Genomic DNA, 18468 nt, shown 5'->3' with positions numbered 1-18468 from the left:
GCCAATCTTCAATGTTGCAAGAAAAAAGCACCGACGACGAAGCAGCCAATCTCCCCCCTTGCGGGGGAGATGTCCGGCAGGACAGAGAGGGGTGTGAAGAAACTCGACCGAGCAGGTTCTAATCCGCTCTGCTCCGACTCTACTTCACCGACCCACTGGGCCCACCTTCGACGGCCAGCACCAGCCGGCGGTTGGTGATCCTGGCCAGTTGCGCCAGGCGCCCGGCCGGCCGCTCGCCATAGAGATCGGCCAGCGATGCCGGCAGGACCAGCGCCAGCACGCCGTTGGCGCGTTGTTCCCATTTCAGCCTGGGCATGATGCCGGGCATCGACGCCGTCAGCAGGTAGACGACGCGCATCATCGCGGCGAGCACGCGGGCGCGCTCCAGATAACGCGGCGGCGCCAGCGCCTTGATCTCGGGGGCGATGGCTTCGTTGAAGATGCCGTCGTGACGATAGGCGTTGGCCATGGCCAGGAAAGCACGGCCGGGATGGTCGACGCCGAAGAAGGAGGCGTGCGCAATGATGTTGAGCGATTGCTTGCCGCGATATTCGGGATGCGCGCGCCAACCGATATCGGCCAGCAATGCGGCCGCGTGGCGGTAGCGCGCCTCGTCTTCGGTCTCCTCGATGCCGAAAGCGGCAAAGGTTTTGGCGGTCCAGTCGACGAGTTCATGCGCATGGGCGACGGAGCGTGAGCGCAGGCGGGCGAGTTCCTCCGAGGCCGAAATCAGCGGATCGGCCTTCTGCTCCGCCTCATCGAGCAGCGAATAGAGAAAGCCTTCGCGTACACCCAGAGCCGAAACGATGATCTTCGACGGCTGCATCGCCGCCATGATCTCCTGCAGCACGACGGCGCCATAAGGCAGCAGCGAACGGCGGTTCTTGGAAACGCCTTCGATGCCCTTGACCTTCTCGATCTCGGCCTTGGCCACCTGCTTGAGGAAATTCGCCGCGCTTTCGGCCGAGATCTCGTAATGGTGCATGACACCAAGCGGATAGTTGGTCATTTCCATGTGCAGCCGGGCAAGATTTCGCCAGGTGCCGCCGACGGCGTAGAAGGGCCTGCCCTGCCCGCCTTTCAACAGCTTGGCCTTCGCCAGTTCGTCACGCGCGATCTTCGCCGCCTGAGCCAGCGAGTTCTTCGCCATGTCCTGCAGGCGCAGGCCGCCCAGCGGCAGCGTGATGCCGTCACCGATCGCTTCGCCGCTGACGTCGACCAGCTCGAGGCTGCCGCCGCCCAGATCGCCGGCGATGCCATTGGCCGGGTGGAAGCCGGAAATGACGCCGAGCGCGGAATAATAGGCTTCCTGACGGCCGCTGATGACACGAATCTCGGTCTTCAGCACATCCTCGGCGCGGTGGATGAAATCGGGGCCGTTGACCGCCTCGCGGGCGGCGGCGGTGGCCAGCACATACATATGCTCGGCGCCGGCCTGGTCGGAAAGCGCGCGAAAGCGACGGAACTCTTCCATCGAGCGCGTCACCGCCTCGGGGTCGAGCTTGCCGGTCGAAACGATGCCACGGCCGAGACCGGCCAGCATCTTTTCGTTGAACAGCATGGTCGGCGAGCGCGCCAGCCCCTCATAGACGACGAGACGGATCGAGTTCGATCCGATGTCGATGATGGACAGCGGTCGGCGGTCCTGCAGCCGGCCCTGGGAATCAGACAGCATCAGCCGGACGCTGCTGCGTTCTTCTTGCGGCGCTTGAACTGCGCGATGCGCTTGGGCGCATGCGACTTCAGCGCGTCACCCCGTCCCGACAGGCTCGGATTGGTCATGAAATATTCCTGCGCGTTGAACGGTTCCTCGCCCTCCTCCAGCACGACGCGCCGGGAGGTTCCATCAGCCAATACGTCGAAACTTTGCTGATTGTCCATGATGTTGCCCAGCATGATCTGGCCAAGGATCTGTTCGTGCACAGTTGGATTGGTGATCGGCACCATGGTTTCGACGCGGCGGTCGAGATTGCGCGGCATCAGATCGGCCGAGGAGATGTAGACGATCGCCTCGTCCGACGGCAGGCCGTAACCATTGCCGAAACAATAGATGCGGCTGTGCTCGAGAAAACGGCCGACAATCGATTTTACGCGGATGTTTTCCGACAGGCCCGGAACCTGAGGCCGCAGGCAGCAGATGCCGCGCACGACCAGGTCGACCTCGACGCCGACCCGGCTGGCATCGTAGAGCGCGTCGATAATGATCGGATCGACGAGCGCGTTCATCTTCATCCAGATGCGCGCCGGTTTCCCCTGGACCGCGTAGGCAATCTCGTCGGCAATGTGCTTCAGGATGCGGCTTCTCAGCGTGAACGGCGAGATCGCCAACCGCATTTCATCCGTCGGCTCGGCATAGCCGGTGATGAAATTGAACAGCTGGGCGACATCGCGGGCGATCGTCGGATCGGTGGTGAAGAAGGACAGGTCGGTGTAGATGCGCGCCGTTACCGGATGGTAGTTGCCGGTGCCGAGGTGCACGTAGTTGCGCAGCTTGCCGTCCTCGCGCCGCACCACCAGCGACATTTTCGAATGGGTTTTCAGCTCGAGAAAGCCGAACACGACCTGCACGCCGGCGCGCTCCAGGTCGCGCGCCCAGCGAATGTTGGCTTCCTCGTCGAAGCGCGCCTTGAGCTCGACCAGTGCGGTGACCGACTTGCCGGCTTCGGCCGCGTCGACCAGCGCACGCACGATCGGGCTGTCGTTGGAGGTGCGGTAAAGCGTCTGCTTGATCGCCACCACTTCCGGATCGGCCATCGCCTGGCGCAGGAACTGCACCACGACGTCAAACGATTCGTAGGGGTGATGGACGACGATGTCCTTCTCGCGGATGGCGGCAAAACAATCGCCGCCATGCTCGCGGATGCGCTCGGGAAAACGCGGATTGTAGGGCGTGAATTTCAGGTCGTCGCGGGGAACGGCGACGATCTCGGAAATCTGGCTGAGCGCCAACGGACCGGTCAAGACGCTGATGCGGCTGGACGACACGCCAAGCTCGCCGGCGACGAAGTCGCGCAATTCATCAGGCATCAGCCTGTCGAATTCGATGCGGATCACCGAACCCCGCCGCCGCCGCTTCAGCGCCGTTTCGAACAGGCGAACCAAATCCTCGGACTCCTCCTCGACCTCGATATCGCTGTCGCGAATGATGCGGAACGTGCCGGAGCCCTTGACCTCATAGCCGGGGAAGAGCTTGCCGATATAGAGGCCGACCGCCTCTTCCAGCGGGATGAAGCGGACGTGATGCTTGCGGTCCGGCAGACGGATGAAGCGCTTCAGCGCTACCGGCAGGCGCAGCAGCGCGCTCATCTCTTCGCCGTTCTTGCGATGGCGCAATTGCAGCGCCATCGAGAAGCCGAGATTGGGAATGAACGGGAACGGATGCGCCGGGTCGATCGACAGCGGGGTCAGCACCGGGAACACCTGCCCCTGGAAATGGTCTTCCAGCCAGATTTTCTCGTCCTTGGTCAGCGCATCGCGGGTGATGCTCTCGATGCCTTCCTTGTTGAGCAGCACAGTGAGCGCCGAAAGGCTCTTCTGCTGGTCTTCCTGCAGCCGCTCGACCTCACGCAGCAGCTGTTCGAGCTGCTGTTCGGGGGTGCGGCCGTCAGGGCTCTTCAGCGTGATGCCCTCGCGCACCTGGCCGGCGAGGCCGGCGACGCGCACCATGAAGAACTCGTCGAGATTGGCCGCCGAGATCGACAGGAAGCGGACGCGCTCCAGCAGCGGATGATTGAGGTTCAGCGATTCCTCGAGAACGCGCCGGTTGAACTGCAGCCAGGAAAACTCGCGGTTGACAAACCGGTCCGGATTGCCGCCCTCCGGGCGAGCCACCTCGACATCCACGAATTCGTTCTGCACCGGCTTCAGTTCGTTCATGATTCCCGCTCTTCCACATCGTCAGCCAGCTAAAGCGCCGCGCGTCATTCAGGACGCGCAAAGGACGCTCTACCACTCCAAGGCGACGCATGGTCCTTGCCGAAAACCGGTGTCGGTCTTCGGGGCCATGCGTTAACCGGCTTAACTTATCCTCTGACAGGCTTTTGCGACAGTTTGATTTCATCGAACTTGCAAAGAGGCCTGATATGATCCAGATGCAGACGAGACTGCGTTAAGGAGACGACGATGGCAGGCGGTTCCATTCCCCATTTTCAGAACGATGCGGGCTATCAGGCAATCGACATCGGCGTGAAGGAATTCATGTGCACGGGCGCCAATCCGCCTTTCGACCACCCGCATGTGTTTCTGGACATGGGCGACGACAACGAAAAGGTCTGTCCCTATTGCTCGACGCTCTACCGCTATTCGCCGAAGCTGAAGGCAACCGAAACGCTGCCGGCCGGCTGCATCTACATAGAACAGGCCGCCTGAGTCTTTCGCGACCAGCCCGATGAACGACACGCGCTCCCGGCAAATTGTCATCGCCGGGGCGGGTGTCGCCGGATTGACCGCAGCGCTGGCGTTCGCCGAACGCGGCTACTCGGTACGGGTGTTCGAACAGGCGCAGCGCCTGGAAGCGGCAGGCGCCGGCATTCAACTTTCTCCCAACGCGACCCGCATCCTTCGCCAGCTTGGCGTACTCGACCAGCTGCTGCCGGCGGCGGTGCGGCCGGAAGCCGTGGTGTTGAAGGAGGCCGCGACCTTGCGCGAACTGGCGCGCGTGCCGCTGGGGCAAGCCGCCGAAAGCCGCTGGGGGGCACCCTATCTCGTCGCTCATCGGGCCGACCTGCAGAGCGCGCTACTGGCGACGGCCAACGAAATCGCCAACATCGAGACCGTCACCGGGGCGCGCATCAGCACCATTGCCGCCGACACCCATGGCATCACGGTGACGGCCGAGATGGCCGGCAAGACTGTCGAGGCCGAGGGCTTCCTGCTGGTCGGCGCCGACGGCGTCTGGTCGTCGGTGCGCGGGCTTGCCCATTCGAGCAAGGGAGCGGCCTTCGCAAGGAGCCATTTCTCCGGCGAACTGGCCTGGCGCGCCACCGTCGCGGTTGACAGCGCCGCCGGGCAAACCTTTGCAGCCATCGGCGCCAAGGACTGCGTCACCACCTTCCTGCATCCCGGCTTCCACATGGTCGCCTATCCCGTCAGCAAGGGTGCGGCCTTCAACCTCGCCGCCTTCACCAAGGGCGAACGCATCGCCGAGGGCTGGTCCGGCAACGCCGACGCCGGTATCCTGGCCCGAGCCCTGCGCGGCACCTCGGCAGAACTTGCCCGTCTGGTCGAGCAGGCCGGCCCGTGGACGGCGTGGCCGATCCACACGGTCGACAGCAAACAACCTTGGACGACCGGCAACATGGCGCTGATCGGCGATGCCGCGCATGCGATGACCCCGTTCGCGGCGCAAGGTGCGGCGATGGCGATCGAGGATGCTGTGACGCTTGCCGATATCATCGCCGACTTCCCCGCCGATCCTCTGGCCGCGCTTGCCGTCTGGGAGCAGTCACGGCGGCCGCGTGTCGCGCAGGTCGCTCGACGCGGCGCTGTCAACCGGCTGGCCTGGCATGCCTCGGGTCCAGTGGCGATTGCGCGCAATGTGTTCCTGAAGATGCGCTCGGAAAAGCTCGCGGCGGATCTGGACTGGCTCTATGGGTGGCAGGCTCAGAAGATCATTCGACGCTGAGCGTACAAGCACAATCGGTTGGTGGGACAGCACCCCCCTCTGTCCTGCCGGACATCTCCCCCGCAAGGGGGGAGATCAGCCGTCACCACTGCTTTCGCCAATCACCGACGTCGCGAGGGGAAGTGAGGCGTCGCAACTGCCAATCCCCCCTTGCGGGGGAGATGTCCGGCAGGACAGAGGGGGGTATGAAGGAACGCGACGCCAATTCGCGGAATACCCACGCTAATTGTACAAGCTCATCGACAGGCCGAGCGATACAGGCAGCGGGTTCCACCAGCCGGTGCGCAGGCCGGCGATGCGCAAGGCCGCCGCCGTCCAGGTGTTGCAGCCGACCAGTGCGTTGAAATGGCCATTGGCTTCGTAGAAGCCGTCGAACCTCGAATAGGCTGCGTCCGGAACGAGGATCGGGCCTTCCGGTCCCCGCTGGAAACTCGCATCGATGAAATCGAGCAACGCCGTGAACCGATCCTCGGTGATGTCGAACCCCGCGATATCGGGGCGCGGTTCGACGATGTCACCGGCGACATCGACATGCATGACCGACGCGTCGAGTGTCAGTGCCTTCATCACCGGCACCGCCTTCAGCTCGGACCATGTCGGCGTCTCCAGGTAGAAGGCGCGGCCGCCCCAGCCGAAGACGATGTAGCGGACCTCCGGCCTGTCGGCCGGTATGCCCGCGTCGACCAGGAAATGGAAACGCCGGCGCACGGCGTCATCGACCGGGATGGCGATATCGGTGTGGATCGGATTGTTCAGCACCAGGATGTGGTGCGTCGCGGCGGGCATGGCGGCGGCCGCCGGCCACAGCGGCCGTGGCACGAAGGTGCCCGTCGTCACGGCGAGTGCGACGACAACCAACAGAAGACCTAGAAAACGTCCCATTCTTTTCATGAAAGGCGGCCCTGCAAACGCGCTCCGGCGCGACACGAACGCCCGCCTGTTATCCCATACGCAAAAGAGCCCGGCAGTGTTTCAGCCGGGCTCTTCGTGGCTGTCGAGGCCTAGTGCAGGATCTGCGACAGGAACAGCTTCGTGCGCTCGTGGCGCGGGTGGTCGAAGAACTCGGCCGGCGTGTTCTGCTCGACGATCTGGCCCTGATCCATGAAGATCACACGGTTGGCGACCTTGCGGGCGAAGCCCATCTCGTGGGTGACGCACAGCATGGTCATGCCTTCCTCGGCAAGGCCAACCATCGTCTCCAGCACTTCCTTGATCATCTCCGGATCGAGCGCCGAGGTCGGCTCATCGAACAGCATGATGCGCGGGTTCATGCACAGCGAGCGGGCAATCGCCACACGCTGCTGCTGGCCGCCGGAAAGCTGGCCGGGATATTTGTTGGCCTGTTCCGGAATCTTGACGCGCTTGAGGAAATGCATGGCGATTTCCTCGGCCTGCTTCTTCGGCGTCTTGCGCACCCAGATCGGCGCCAGCGTGCAGTTCTCCAGGATGGTCAGATGCGGAAACAGGTTGAAGTGCTGGAACACCATGCCGACCTCGCGGCGTACCTCGTCGATCTTCTTGAGATCGTTGGTCAGTTCCTTGCCGTCGACGATGATCTTGCCCTTCTGGTGCTCCTCCAGACGGTTGATGCAGCGGATCATCGTCGATTTGCCGGAGCCGGAGGGGCCGCAGATGACTATGCGCTCGCCGCGCATCACTTTCAGGTTGATGTCCTTCAGCACATGGAACTCGCCATACCATTTGTGCATGGCGATGATGTCGATGGCGACATCGGTGGTGGAAATCTGCATCTTTGCGGCGTTGACCTTGATCTCTTCGGCGCTGACGGCATTTTCGGTGGCCATGGCAGTGGGATCCCCTTGTTCTTTTGTTTAGCGTTTGTGGCCGGTGTCGAGCCGGCGTTCGGTGTACATTGAATAGCGCGACATGCCGAAGCAGAACAGCCAGAAGACGAAGGCCGCGAAGATCAGGCCGGACCTCGCCGTCTGCGCGGTTGCCCAGTTTGCATCGGAGAAATTCTGTTTGACGATGCCGAGCAGGTCGAACATCGAGATGATGATGACCAGGCTGGTGTCCTTGAACATGCCGATGAAGGTGTTGACGATGCCCGGGATGACCAGTTTCAGCGCCTGCGGCATGACGATGAAATACATTTTCTGCCAATAGCCGAGACCGAGCGAATCGGCACCTTCATACTGGCCCTTGGGGATCGCCTGCAGGCCGCCGCGCACCACTTCGGCCATATAGGCCGCGGCAAACAGCGACACACCGATCAAAGCGCGCAGGAACTTGTCGAACGAGACACCCTCCGGCAGGAACAGCGGCAGCATGACGCTGGCAAAGAACAGCACGGTGATCAGCGGGATGCCGCGCACCGTCTCGATGAAGACGACGCACAGCGTCTTGATGATCGGCATCTTGGAACGGCGGCCGAGCGCCAGCACGATGCCGAGCGGCAGCGACACGGCAATGCCGACGAAAGACAGGCTGAGCGTTACCAGCAGCCCGCCCCACAGCGAGGTCTCGACATGCGGCAGGCCGAACATGCCGCCGACCAGCAGGACGAAGGAGACGACCGGCAGCACGAAGAACAGCAGAACCGCATTCAGCCCTTTGCGCGGCACTTTCGGGATAAGCATCGGCACCAGCAGTGCCACGAACAGTATGGCGACCAGAATCGGCCGCCAGCGCTCCTCGATGGGATAGCGTCCGACCATGAACTGGCCGAATTTGGCGTTGACGAAAGCCCAGCAGGCGCCGGTCCAGCCATCCGGCTGGATGCCGCCTTGCGCCACCGTGGCGCATACGGTCCGGTCCGGTCCCGTCCACACGGCGTTGATGAACGCCCAATTGATGATTTGCGGCAGGATCATCGCCACCAGGGCGATGCCGACGATGGTCAAAATGGTGTCGCCGGCAGAAGCGATCAGGTTCTTGCGCACCCATGCGCCGAGGCCGGTGACGCTGGCGGGCGCCGGCTGCGCCAGCACCATTTCGGTGCGCACCCAGGACATATCATGTTCTTGCATGTCCTTACCTCACCTCTCCACCAGCGCCATCTTGGCGTTGAACCAGTTCATCACCAGCGAGGTCAGGAGACTGATGGCGAGATAGATCACCATCATGATCACCACGCCCTCGACGGCCTGGCCGGTCTGGTTCAGCACCGTCCCGGCGGTCGCCGTCAGGTCCGGATAGCCGATGGCGATAGCCAGCGACGAGTTCTTGGTCAGGTTGAGATATTGGCTGGTCAGCGGCGGAATAACGATGCGCATGGCCTGCGGCACGACGACCAGCCGCAGGATCGATCCGGACCGCAACCCCAACGCACCGGCGGCTTCCGTCTGGCCCGCGCTGACACCCCTGATGCCGGCGCGCACGATCTCGGCGATGAAGGCGGCGGTATAGCAGGACAGCGCCAGATAAAGCGACAGGAACTCCGGCCGGACCTGGAAGCCGCCGGTCAGGTTGAAAGTCGACTGCTTCGGGTAGTCGAAACTCAGGGGAAAGCCGCTCAGCGCATAGGCGAGCAGCGGCAGCCCGACGATCAGCGCCGCGGACGTCCAAAACACCGGAAATTGCTGGCCGGTCGCCATCTGCCGTTGCCGCGCCCTGCGCGCGACGAACCACGCCATGGCGATGCCGACGAGCAGGGCGACGAAGATCAGCCATGAGCCGTCGCCCCATACGGCGCGTGGAAAATAGAAACCGCGCTGGTTGAGAAAGGAGCCGAACGGCAAACCGATGCTGTCGCGCGGCGCCGGCAACACGGCCAGCACGCCGGAATACCAGAAGAAGATGACCAGCAACGGCGGGATGTTGCGGAAGACCTCGACATAGACGGTGCAGATCTTCCTGATCAGCCAGTTCTGCGAGAGCCGGCCGATGCCGATGACGAAGCCGATGATTGTCGCGGTGATGATGCCGACGATGGCGACGATCAAGGTGTTGATGAGGCCGACCAGAATCGCGCGGCCATAGGTCGAATCCGACGAATAGGCGATCGCGCTCTCGCTGATGTCGAAGCCGGCGCGGCCCTTGAGGAAGCCGAAGCCTGAAGCGATGCGCAGCCGCGTCAGGTTGTCGATGACGTTGTGGGCAATCCACCAGACGCCCGCCACCAGCAGCACGACGACCAGCACCTGGAAGAATATGCCCCGGATTTTCGGATCGTTGATGAAGGAACCGCGGCTGGGCTCCTCGCGAAGTACGTCCTGCGATGCCATTCGACCGTCCCCTGGAAAGAGAAACCGGGAGGCAGATGATCTGCCTCCCGGATCACATTTCGATCAGCGGATCGGCGGCGCGTATTGCAGGCCGCCTTTGGTCCACAGCGCGTTGATGCCGCGCGCGATCTTCAGCGGGCTGCCCGAGCCGACATTGCGCTCGAACATTTCGCCATAATTGCCGACTGCCTTGACGATGTTGACCACCCAGTCATTGGAGACGCCGAGATCGGTACCGATCTTGGTATCGGCTTCCTGGCCGAGCACGCGCTTGATCTCGGGGCTGGCCGAGTTCTTCATCTCATCGACATTGGCCTTGGTGATGCCGAGCTCTTCAGCCTGCAGCAGCGCGAAATAGGTCCACTTGACGATGTGGTACCACTGGTCGTCGCCCTGGCGAACGGCCGGTCCGAGCGGCTCCTTGGAGATGATCTCGGGCAGCACGACATGGTCGGCCGGCGCTCCCAGCGTCAGGCGGATGCCATAGAGGCCCGACTGATCGGTGGTGTAGACGTCGCAGCGGCCGGCATCATAGGCGGCGTTGACCTCTTCCAGCTTTTCGAAGACGACGGGATTGTACTCCATCTTGTTGGCCTTGAAGTAGTCGGCGAGGTTCAGCTCGGTGGTGGTGCCGCTCTGCACGCAGACGGCGGCGCCCGAAAGCTGCAATGCCGAATTGACGCCCGGCAGCTTCTTGGCGTTGATCATGAAACCCTGGCCGTCATAGTAGGTGACGCCGATGAAATTCAGGCCAAGCGCCGTATCGCGGTTGATGGTCCAGGTGGTGTTGCGCGAGAGGATGTCGATCTCGCCCGACTGCAGCGCGGTGAACCGCTCCTTGGCGCTGAGCGGCGTGAACTTGACCTTGGAGCCGTCACCAAAGACGGCGGCCGCGACAGCGCGGCAGAAATCCGCATCGATGCCTTGCCAGTCACCCTTGTCGTCCGGCGCCGAAAAGCCGGCCAGGCCGGTGGAGACGCCGCACTGGATGAAGCCCTTCGCCTTGACGGTGTCGAGCGTGGCCGCCGACGCGGCGGACGCCATCAATCCAAGCGTGGCGGCGCCTAGAATGCCGATAGCAATGTGTTTCATGACCCACAGACCCTTTTCTCTGTTTTTCAGGAGTAAATCCTGATTTTTTTCTCCCGTGTGAACGCGGCTCCCATCCCGGCCCATCCCGGAACCCCGCATCGTAACCGACGCGCCGCCTCCCGTTCACAAATGTCATCGAAGGCGATAATTCCTGTGAGGTCAAGGGAAATGACCGAAACCCAAAGAGTTTGAAAACCGATTGCCGCAAATGCCCGATTTACAGACAAACACGCCCGCGATTTAGCCAGCAGGGCTAATAAAGGCGGCAAATCTCATGCAACGCCAACGCCGGGCCAATACGGACCGCGGCAGCGAAATCCATCCCGGGCAATACCTCGTCGTTGTTGACCCCCGGTGCGACGAACTACCAGGTCCCAAGATTGTCATCTGACAATTTACTGACGGCTGCATACCAATACAGACCGCCGACGAAGACTGTTCTCAAAAGGCTTGAAAGACGATCCAGATCCCGATGGCGGCCATCAACGCGCCTGAAACGCGCGGAACCAACTGGCCGGTCGGCACCGTCTTCTCCAGCAGAACAAGGATGGCGATGCCGGCGATCCACAGCACGTTCATGACGCCACCGACGAACAACAGAGCCATCAGCGCCCAGCAACACCCCAGGCAATAAGCGCCGTGATCCATGCCGAGCCAAAGCGCGCCGAGCGGAGCGGAACGGAATCCGCCATGGCTAGCCAGGAACGCGATCGGTGCCTGACATTGGCGCAGGCAGACGCCCTTCATCGGCGTCCATTGATAGAGGCCGGCGGCGATCAGAACGAGGCCGCCGAGGATCGCGCTGACGGTCGCCATCGAGGGATCGAGCAAGGCTAGACGGGCGAGAAGCCATTGCGCACCGGTCGCCAGGAGGCTGAAGGCGACCCAGACGGCGAGATAGCCGGCAAAAAACCATCCCGTCGAAGCGATGGGCCGGCCATCCGCCCGCGCCTTGCGGCCGACACCGGCATAGAGCAGCAGCATCGGCGCGACCGAAGGCGTCATCATGCCAACCATCATCACCGCCCACATCGTGAAGGTGAAGGCGAAATCGCCCAATGCCCAGGGCCGGAAGCCGGGCGCCATGGCGGCGCCCATATCCATGCCGCCCATATCCATGCCGGCCATGTCGCCGCCTCCGCCGTCCGGCAAAGGGGAGCCGGGCATGACCATGGTGGCGGCGAGCCACAGCACATAGGCCCAGGCGAGCACGGCGATCACGACGAGCGCGGCCGTCACGACCGCGCGATCGCGCCTCAGCACCGCCTCGAGGGCCGTATCGCCCATTGGATCAGGTCAATGCACGATGCCGCTCTGCGTGAGATGCAGATTGGCGAAATGGCTGTGCGTATCGGCCAGCTCGAACTTGATCGGGCCCGTCGCCTTGGTCCAGCCGCGCCCGACCTCGGCGATCGCGTATTCGAAGCCGTGCGGCAAGTCGATGCGCGCCTGGTGCGCGGCGCCGGTGACCGGATTCCGGATCGGCTCGCCGCGACCGTCGGTTATACCCTCGACATGCAGCCGACTGGTTCGCGCGTCGACGTCGATCTTGAATTCGATCGGCGCAAAGATCGGGTCGTGGAATTTCTCCAGCGTGGTCGAAAAGACCTGAAATATCGTTGCACCTGGCTCGGTGTCCAGACCGCCCAATATGCGAAGCAGCGCGCCACGTTGGGCTTCCGTCGCCCTCTCGTCGATGACCACCGCGGCTTCACCCCCGCCCTGGTGTATGGCGCCGGGCCAGCTGAAAATCCCGACGAACCGCAACCCGTCGAGCTTGGTGTCGCCGTGATGGCCGCTCTCGATTTCCATGCCGGCGACCGCCTGGCAGAATCCGTATGTCGGCATGGCGTTGAACTGGCACGGGCAGCCATAGGCGCAGTTGCAGTTGATGAATTCGCTCGCCTTCATGGCCCATTTGACGTCCGGCATGGCATTCCTCCCTTGCCGCGCTCACGCTTCGTGAGCGCGATCCGGATCGTGGAGGACCAGAAGTCAACCGGCAGCAACCATCCGGCAGCATCTGATCGAAGCAATCCGGCGATTAACATTAGCCGACGATCATATACCATTCACCGCCGCCCACAATAGACCGATCGGCTGGGACAAGGGCTCCGAACGCAGGTCAACAAAAGACCTGACGACAACAGGTCGGCGGCGGCGGCAGCAGCTTTTTGTGCCGGTAGCTTTTGTGCCTGTCGCTTTTCTTGATAGGAATTTTTTCTTGACTCCCTGCCCTCAGCTATGGTACATATTCGTCCATGGTGCTGATTTGCGCCGATAGCCCGCCGCACAGGCGGGTTTTTCGTTTAATACTCCGTCCCCGCATCGCTTTTTTTGCCGCGACGAATTGGCATATTCGAAGTCCGCCTCCTGGCGGGCGGTGGCTGTTGCACGGTCCATAGCGCCGCACTATGGCTAGCGGCTTATCAAACAAGGCGACGCAGATGGCGAAAGACGGCAGCGAGCACGGCGGGATGGGCATCAACACGCGGCTTGCCCATTCGGGCAACAATCCGCACGACTATTTCGGCTTCGTCAATCCGCCGGTGGTGCATGCTTCGACCGTGCTTTTCCGCGACGCGGCTTCGATGGCGGCGCGAACCCAGAAATACACTTACGGCACGCGCGGCACACCGACGACCGATGCGCTTGCCCATGCCATAGACGCGCTGGAAGGCTCGGCAGGCACGATCCTGGTGCCGTCGGGCCTTGCGGCGGTGACGGTGCCGCTGCTCGCCTTCGTCTCGGCCGGCGACCATCTGCTGATCGTCGATACCGTCTATCATCCAACCCGCAATTTCGCCGACACGATGCTGAAGCGGCTGGGCGTCGAGGTCGAGTATTACGCCCCCGATGTCGGCGCCGGCATCGCGGCGTTGATCAAGCCCAACACCAAGGTGGTGTTCACGGAATCGCCGGCCTCCAACACGTTCGAGGTGCAGGACATCCCGGCCATCGTCAAGGCGGCGCACGCCGCGGGCGCCATCGTCATGATGGACAACACCTGGGCGACGCCACTCTATTTCCGCCCGCTCGACCACGGTGTCGACATATCTATCCATGCCGCGACCAAATACCCGGCCGGCCATTCCGACGTGCTGCTTGGCACGGTGTCGGCCAATGAGAGTTGCTGGACGCACCTCTACGAAAGCTTCTGCACGCTTGGCTGTTGCGCCGGGCCCGACGACGTCTACCAGGTGCTGCGTGGCCTGCGCAGCATGGGCGTGCGCCTCGAACACCATCAGCGCAGTACGCTTGCCATCGCCTCCTGGCTCGAGGGCCAGAAGGGCGTGGCGCGCGTGCTCCACCCGGCCCTGCCCAGCCATCCGGATCACGCTCTGTGGAAGCGCGACTTTTCCGGCTCGAGCGGCATCTTTTCCATCGTTCTTGCCGGTGGCGGCCAGAAGCAGCAGCACGCCTTCCTCGACGCGCTGCGGATCTTCGGCCTCGGTTATTCCTGGGGCGGCTATGAGAGCCTTGCCGTACCGGTCTGGCTCGGCGACCGCGTTGTTGCAAAAGCCCCCTATGAGGGTCCGTTGATCCGCCTGCAGATCGGCCTCGAGGATGTCGACGACCTGAAGGCCGATATTTCGCGCGGCCTGACCGCCGCAGCAGCGGCCTAAAGCGTGTCGCGCCTGAAGATTTTCAGGCGACCCGCTTCAGGTTTTGTTTTTGTGCATGTTGTTCTCCCAAAACCGAGGTCACTTTTGGGCGACATGCACTAGCGGAATTCTATTCCCTAAAATTGCGATTTCGCGGATCAGTTTGGCTTTCAAATTCAACGATGCCGCGTCATTGCGGTGCAATCAGCACATTTTCGACTTCCCCTGGAATACCGGCAGAGTTTTCGACCCCATGGCTTTCCGCCTTTTTGTTCCCATTCTTGCCGGCGCGACGCTGCGCGAGCGTCTCGTCGCCTGTATCGGCGCGACGATCGGCATTGCACTCACCGGTGTGATCGCCAGCCTTGTGCTCGGTAACGGCCCGCACGTGCCGCTGCTGGTGGCGCCGATGGGGGCGTCGGCGGTGCTCCTGTTCGCCGTGCCCGCCAGTCCGCTGGCACAGCCATGGTCGATCATCGGCGGCAACACGATATCGGCACTTGTCGGCGTGATCGTGGCGCATTTCATCCACGAAACCGCCCTTGCCAGCGGCATCGCGGTGGCACTGGCCATCGCCGCCATGTCGTTCACGCGCTGCCTGCATCCGCCGGGCGGAGCGGCCGCGCTGACCGCGGTGCTGGGAGGGCCTGCCGTCATCAGCGCCGGCTTCCTGTTTCCATTCGTGCCGGTGGCGCTGAACTCGATCCTGCTGGTGGCGCTCGGCTACGGCTTCCACAGGCTGGCCCGGCGCAATTATCCGCATGTACCGGTTGCAGCGCCGGCGAACAGCCACGGCACCGGCGACCCGCCGGCGCAGCTGCGCGTGGGCTTCCGGTCCGAAGACATCGATTCCGCGCTTGGCGCACTTGACGAGACGTTCGATATCGATCGCAACGATCTCGACCGGCTGCTGCGGCAGGTCGAATTGCAGGCGATGGTGCGCGCGCACAAGACGCTTCTGTGCGAGGACATCATGTCGCGCGATGTGATCTCGGTCGATACTCACACCTCGACCGAGGCGGCGCGCCAATTGCTGCTTGACCACAACATCCGGACCCTGCCGGTCGTCAATGCGGAGGCCAGGCTGGCAGGCACCGTGGGGTTGCGCGAACTCACCCAGGCCTCCGGGACGGTCGGATCCGTCATATCACCCGCGGCAACAGCCGCCGCAGGTTTTGCCGCCATGGGTCTGCTGCCGGTGCTCACCGACGGCCGCAGCCATGCGGTCATCATCGTCGACGACGACAAACGGATTCTCGGGCTGATCACCCAGACCGATCTGTTGGCGGCCACGGCGCGCCTGCAGGCTGCCTGACAAGCCTTCACTCGCGCGGTAGGGTACCGCCGCCGGGCCCCGCGAAAAGTCTTCGGGAACCTTTTGCCGGCGACAGCGTCCAATCTCTCAATCGAGGTTCGGTCCGGAGATTGGGTTGAGGAAACTGGCCATGCCTGCTGTCTTGACGGCCGTGCCTTCTGCTATGCCAGGCGAGATGCAGCTTGTGCGCCGCGCCTTGGCGCGCGACGGCGATGCCTTCCGCACCATCATCAAGACACACAATCAGCGGCTCTACCGGGTCGCGCGCGGCGTCGTGCGCAATGACAGCGAGGCCGAGGACATCGTGCAGGAGGCCTACGTCAAGGCTTTCGCCCATCTCGATGCGTTTCGCGGCGACTCCTCGCTCGCCACATGGCTGTCGCGCATCGTCATCAACGAGGCGCTTGGCCGCCTGCGCAACAGGCGCAGAACGGTGGCACTGCTGGAAAATCCGCAAGCCGAGATCATCCGGTTCCCTCTCAACCCCAGCGACGATCCGGAACGGACGATGGCGCAAAGGCAGATCCTCCAACTGGTCGAACAGGCCACCGACAGCCTTCCCGACGTCTACCGGACGGTGTTCGTGGCGCGGGTGATCGAGGGGCTGAGCATCGAGGAGACCGCCGATCTCCTCGGCGTGCGGCCGCAAACCGTCAAGACGAGGCTGCACCGCGCGCGCGCCCTCGTGCGCAAGGCGCTGGACGACCAGATCGGACCGGTGCTGCTCGATGCCTTCCCCTTCGCCGGCCGGCGTTGCGAACGACTGACCAGCGCCGTGATGCGGCGGCTCGGGCTGGAAAGCTGAGCCTCACCCGATTTCAGTTCATTTTGGCGGGAACGTTTCCCGCTGACCAGCATCCAATGAACGTCAACCGAAAAACACAGTCCGGCGCGATTTTCAGCGTCCGGACGAAGGAGATGCCATGTCTATCCGACACACTGCCGCGCTCGCCGCCCTGCTGCTGCTTGGCACGTCCCCGTTCGCACAGGCCGCCGACAAGCCAACCGATCCGCAGATCGCCCACATCGCCTACACGGCCGGGGTCATCGACGTCGAAACGGCCAAGCTGGCGATCGAGAAATCGAAGAACAAGGAGGTCGTCAATTTCGCCAACGACATGGTGCGCGACCATGAAGCCGTGAATGTGCAGGCGCTCGACCTCGTGAAGAAGCTCAAGGTCACGCCGGAAGACAACACCACCAGCCAGGCGCTGACCAAAGCTGCGGCGGAGGAGCGGGCCAAGCTCGCCAAGCTCGACGGCGCCGCCTTCGACAAGGCCTATGTCGACAATGAGGTCGCCTACCACAAGCAGGTCAACGGCGCGCTCGAAACTCTTTTGATCCCGTCGGCGCAGAATGCCGAACTGAAGAGCCTGCTGGAAACCGGCCTGAAGATTTTCCAGGGCCATGAGCAGCACGCCGAGCACGTCGCCGGCATGCTCAAGTAAGGACCGGGAGCATGCCGAAACGCCATCTGTGGATTGCGTTGGCGCTGGCCGTCGGTACCGTTCCGGCGCGAGCAGAAACCATCCAGGTCATCATCGACAAACTGGTGTTCTCGCCAGCCACCGTCGAGGCCAAGGTCGGCGACACGATCGAGTGGGTGAACAAGGATGTGTTCGCCCACACGGCCACCGTGAAAGGCGGCTGGGAAGTGATGATCCCGCCGAAGAAATCCGCAAGCCTGACATTGAAGGCCGCGGGACCGGTCGACTATTTCTGCCGCTTTCATCCCAACATGAAAGGCCGTTTGGTGGTGGCGCCCTGATCCAGCGCCAACGAGGCTCGCCTGGCTTCATCCGGCCGGGTGATATGCGTCCACGAGCCGTCATAGCCCGGCTCGCGGCGTGCGATCCAGGTATCCAGCCCTTCGCGCAGATCAGCGGTCGGGGCCATGCGGGCGAACTGCTCGGCCTCGACAGCCAAGCCTTCGGCGATGCTCTGGTTGAGGCCGCGCGCCACTGCCGTGAGGATGCCGGCAATCGCCAGATCGGAGTGCCGCAGGATACGCCTGGCCAGGCCGATCGCGGCCGGCATCAACTCGGCATGCGGCACAACCTCGTTGACGAGACCCAGCTCAAGCGCCCGCGGCGGCGCAAACCAGTCGCCGGTCAACAGCAGTTCGAGCGCCCGCTTGCGCCCGGCAAGCCTGGGCAAGCGTTGGGCTCCGCCAAAGGTCGGCGGCATTGCAAGGCTGATTTCCGGCTTGGCGAACAAAGCGCGGTCGCTGGCGATGGCCAGCGGCACCGCCTCGGTGATTTCGCAGCCGCCACCAAAGGCAATGCCGTTGACGGCAGCGATGACGGGTTTGCGAAACGCTTCCAGCCTCGCCGTCAGCCGTTGCCCGCGCATGACGAAATCACGCATCGCGACGTCGACGCCCACCGCCACGCTGGCCGAGAACTCATGAATGTCTCCGCCCGCCGAAAACGCCCGCTCCCCTGCTCCGGTCAGAATGATTGCGCGGACGCTGTCATCGACGTCAATGTCGTCAAGGATCGCAAGCAGGCGATCGATCAGGGCATAGTTCAACGCGTTCAGCTTCTCCGGCCGGTTGAGGGTGAGGATGGCAATCCCATCCCGGGTTTCGTTAAGGACAAAATCGGTCATTGGCTCTTCCTTCTTCATCATGCTGATGACCGGGAG

17 protein-coding genes are annotated in these 18468 nt (G+C 62.9%); 7 read left to right on the top strand and 10 right to left on the bottom strand.

Features of this window, described 5'->3' with window-relative positions:
• Window positions 1-139: 139 nt before the first annotated feature.
• Window positions 140-1675 carry an exopolyphosphatase gene (gene ppx, locus NKI21_RS21970; protein WP_023814127.1) on the bottom strand — a complete coding sequence of 512 codons (1536 nt, stop codon included), beginning with the start codon at window positions 1673-1675 and terminating at the stop codon, window positions 140-142.
• Window positions 1675-3876: an RNA degradosome polyphosphate kinase gene (locus tag NKI21_RS21965; protein WP_023814126.1), complete on the bottom strand. Its 2202-nt coding sequence runs from the start codon at window positions 3874-3876 to the stop codon at window positions 1675-1677. The genes ppx and NKI21_RS21965 overlap by 1 nt, the downstream gene beginning before the upstream one ends.
• Window positions 3877-4122: 246 nt before the next feature.
• Between NKI21_RS21965 and NKI21_RS21960 the strand changes: the two genes are divergently transcribed.
• Together NKI21_RS21960 and NKI21_RS21955 are read left to right on the top strand one after the other, a co-directional pair.
• Complete coding sequence (locus NKI21_RS21960; RefSeq protein WP_027037845.1) at window positions 4123-4368, top strand: zinc-finger domain-containing protein; 246 nt, start codon at window positions 4123-4125, stop codon at window positions 4366-4368.
• A 19-nt stretch (window positions 4369-4387) separates the two neighbouring features.
• On the top strand, window positions 4388-5623 hold the full coding sequence (locus NKI21_RS21955; RefSeq protein WP_352867285.1) for an FAD-dependent monooxygenase: 1236 nt from the start codon (window positions 4388-4390) through the stop codon (window positions 5621-5623).
• Window positions 5624-5845: 222 nt separating this feature from the next.
• Here the strand turns inward: NKI21_RS21955 and NKI21_RS21950 are convergent, their stop codons facing one another.
• The 7 genes from NKI21_RS21950 to NKI21_RS21920 all read right to left on the bottom strand — a co-directional run bounded on the left by NKI21_RS21950 (window position 5846) and on the right by NKI21_RS21920 (window position 12834).
• A complete protein-coding gene (locus tag NKI21_RS21950) occupies window positions 5846-6514 on the bottom strand; it encodes a TIGR02117 family protein (protein WP_352867282.1) in 669 nt (222 codons plus the stop codon).
• Between the two features lie 110 nt (window positions 6515-6624).
• Window positions 6625-7374 carry an amino acid ABC transporter ATP-binding protein gene (locus NKI21_RS21945; protein ID WP_031213892.1) on the bottom strand — a complete coding sequence of 250 codons (750 nt, stop codon included), beginning with the start codon at window positions 7372-7374 and terminating at the stop codon, window positions 6625-6627.
• Between the two features lie 81 nt (window positions 7375-7455).
• Window positions 7456-8613, bottom strand: coding sequence for an amino acid ABC transporter permease (locus tag NKI21_RS21940; RefSeq protein ID WP_127289116.1), 1158 nt, complete (start codon window positions 8611-8613; stop codon window positions 7456-7458).
• Window positions 8614-8622: 9 nt separating this feature from the next.
• On the bottom strand, window positions 8623-9810 hold the full coding sequence (locus NKI21_RS21935) for an amino acid ABC transporter permease (RefSeq protein WP_352442919.1): 1188 nt from the start codon (window positions 9808-9810) through the stop codon (window positions 8623-8625).
• 63 nt (window positions 9811-9873) lie between these two features.
• Window positions 9874-10902 carry an amino acid ABC transporter substrate-binding protein gene (locus tag NKI21_RS21930; protein WP_023814120.1) on the bottom strand — a complete coding sequence of 343 codons (1029 nt, stop codon included), beginning with the start codon at window positions 10900-10902 and terminating at the stop codon, window positions 9874-9876.
• Between the two features lie 441 nt (window positions 10903-11343).
• Window positions 11344-12189 carry a DUF2182 domain-containing protein gene (locus NKI21_RS21925; RefSeq protein ID WP_352442918.1) on the bottom strand — a complete coding sequence of 282 codons (846 nt, stop codon included), beginning with the start codon at window positions 12187-12189 and terminating at the stop codon, window positions 11344-11346.
• Window positions 12190-12198: 9 nt separating this feature from the next.
• Window positions 12199-12834 (bottom strand): DUF1326 domain-containing protein, encoded by a 636-nt coding sequence (locus NKI21_RS21920; protein ID WP_352442917.1) that lies wholly within the window; start codon window positions 12832-12834, stop codon window positions 12199-12201.
• A 515-nt stretch (window positions 12835-13349) separates the two neighbouring features.
• On the opposite strand from NKI21_RS21920, the gene NKI21_RS21915 reads away from it, so the two are divergent.
• From NKI21_RS21915 to NKI21_RS21895, 5 genes are all read left to right on the top strand, one after another.
• Entirely contained in the window at window positions 13350-14528 is a 1179-nt protein-coding gene (locus tag NKI21_RS21915; protein WP_023814116.1) for a cystathionine beta-lyase, read from the top strand.
• A 232-nt stretch (window positions 14529-14760) separates the two neighbouring features.
• Window positions 14761-15822, top strand: coding sequence for an HPP family protein (locus NKI21_RS21910; protein ID WP_352867277.1), 1062 nt, complete (start codon window positions 14761-14763; stop codon window positions 15820-15822).
• Between the two features lie 130 nt (window positions 15823-15952).
• Window positions 15953-16627, top strand: a complete 675-nt coding sequence (locus NKI21_RS21905) for an RNA polymerase sigma factor (RefSeq protein WP_352867274.1) — start codon at window positions 15953-15955, stop codon at window positions 16625-16627.
• 118 nt (window positions 16628-16745) lie between these two features.
• Window positions 16746-17270: a DUF4142 domain-containing protein gene (locus NKI21_RS21900; protein ID WP_352867272.1), complete on the top strand. Its 525-nt coding sequence runs from the start codon at window positions 16746-16748 to the stop codon at window positions 17268-17270.
• A gap of 11 nt (window positions 17271-17281) precedes the next feature.
• Window positions 17282-17590 carry a cupredoxin domain-containing protein gene (locus NKI21_RS21895; RefSeq protein ID WP_352867270.1) on the top strand — a complete coding sequence of 103 codons (309 nt, stop codon included), beginning with the start codon at window positions 17282-17284 and terminating at the stop codon, window positions 17588-17590.
• Here NKI21_RS21895 and NKI21_RS21890 read toward each other — a convergent pair.
• Window positions 17551-18432, bottom strand: a complete 882-nt coding sequence (locus tag NKI21_RS21890) for a crotonase/enoyl-CoA hydratase family protein (RefSeq protein ID WP_352867267.1) — start codon at window positions 18430-18432, stop codon at window positions 17551-17553. The genes NKI21_RS21895 and NKI21_RS21890 overlap by 40 nt on opposite strands.
• Between the last annotated feature and the right edge of the window lie 36 nt (window positions 18433-18468).

This window comes from Mesorhizobium sp. M0715 (genome assembly GCF_040320355.1).
Taxonomy (GTDB): domain Bacteria; phylum Pseudomonadota; class Alphaproteobacteria; order Rhizobiales; family Rhizobiaceae; genus Mesorhizobium.
Note: the sequence above shows the minus strand (reverse complement) of the source record. Positions and strands in the feature narration are given on the sequence as shown.

Bases quoted from the DNA above. Each gene is read 5' to 3' on its own strand.
- NKI21_RS21915 (WP_023814116.1), top strand. From the start codon at position 13,350: ATGGCGAAAGACGGCAGCGAGCACGGCGGGATGGGCATCAACACGCGG.
- NKI21_RS21950 (WP_352867282.1), bottom strand. From the start codon at position 6,514: ATGAAAAGAATGGGACGTTTTCTAGGTCTTCTGTTGGTTGTCGTCGCA.
- ppx (WP_023814127.1), bottom strand. From the start codon at position 1,675: ATGCTGTCTGATTCCCAGGGCCGGCTGCAGGACCGCCGACCGCTGTCC.
- NKI21_RS21920 (WP_352442917.1), bottom strand. From the start codon at position 12,834: ATGCCGGACGTCAAATGGGCCATGAAGGCGAGCGAATTCATCAACTGC.
- NKI21_RS21890 (WP_352867267.1), bottom strand. From the start codon at position 18,432: ATGACCGATTTTGTCCTTAACGAAACCCGGGATGGGATTGCCATCCTC.
- NKI21_RS21905 (WP_352867274.1), top strand. From the start codon at position 15,953: ATGCCTGCTGTCTTGACGGCCGTGCCTTCTGCTATGCCAGGCGAGATG.
- NKI21_RS21910 (WP_352867277.1), top strand. From the start codon at position 14,761: ATGGCTTTCCGCCTTTTTGTTCCCATTCTTGCCGGCGCGACGCTGCGC.
- NKI21_RS21955 (WP_352867285.1), top strand. From the start codon at position 4,388: ATGAACGACACGCGCTCCCGGCAAATTGTCATCGCCGGGGCGGGTGTC.
- NKI21_RS21930 (WP_023814120.1), bottom strand. From the start codon at position 10,902: ATGAAACACATTGCTATCGGCATTCTAGGCGCCGCCACGCTTGGATTG.
- NKI21_RS21935 (WP_352442919.1), bottom strand. From the start codon at position 9,810: ATGGCATCGCAGGACGTACTTCGCGAGGAGCCCAGCCGCGGTTCCTTC.
- NKI21_RS21900 (WP_352867272.1), top strand. From the start codon at position 16,746: ATGTCTATCCGACACACTGCCGCGCTCGCCGCCCTGCTGCTGCTTGGC.
- NKI21_RS21965 (WP_023814126.1), bottom strand. From the start codon at position 3,876: ATGAACGAACTGAAGCCGGTGCAGAACGAATTCGTGGATGTCGAGGTG.
- NKI21_RS21945 (WP_031213892.1), bottom strand. From the start codon at position 7,374: ATGCAGATTTCCACCACCGATGTCGCCATCGACATCATCGCCATGCAC.
- NKI21_RS21925 (WP_352442918.1), bottom strand. From the start codon at position 12,189: ATGGGCGATACGGCCCTCGAGGCGGTGCTGAGGCGCGATCGCGCGGTC.
- NKI21_RS21940 (WP_127289116.1), bottom strand. From the start codon at position 8,613: ATGCAAGAACATGATATGTCCTGGGTGCGCACCGAAATGGTGCTGGCG.
- NKI21_RS21960 (WP_027037845.1), top strand. From the start codon at position 4,123: ATGGCAGGCGGTTCCATTCCCCATTTTCAGAACGATGCGGGCTATCAG.
- NKI21_RS21895 (WP_352867270.1), top strand. From the start codon at position 17,282: ATGCCGAAACGCCATCTGTGGATTGCGTTGGCGCTGGCCGTCGGTACC.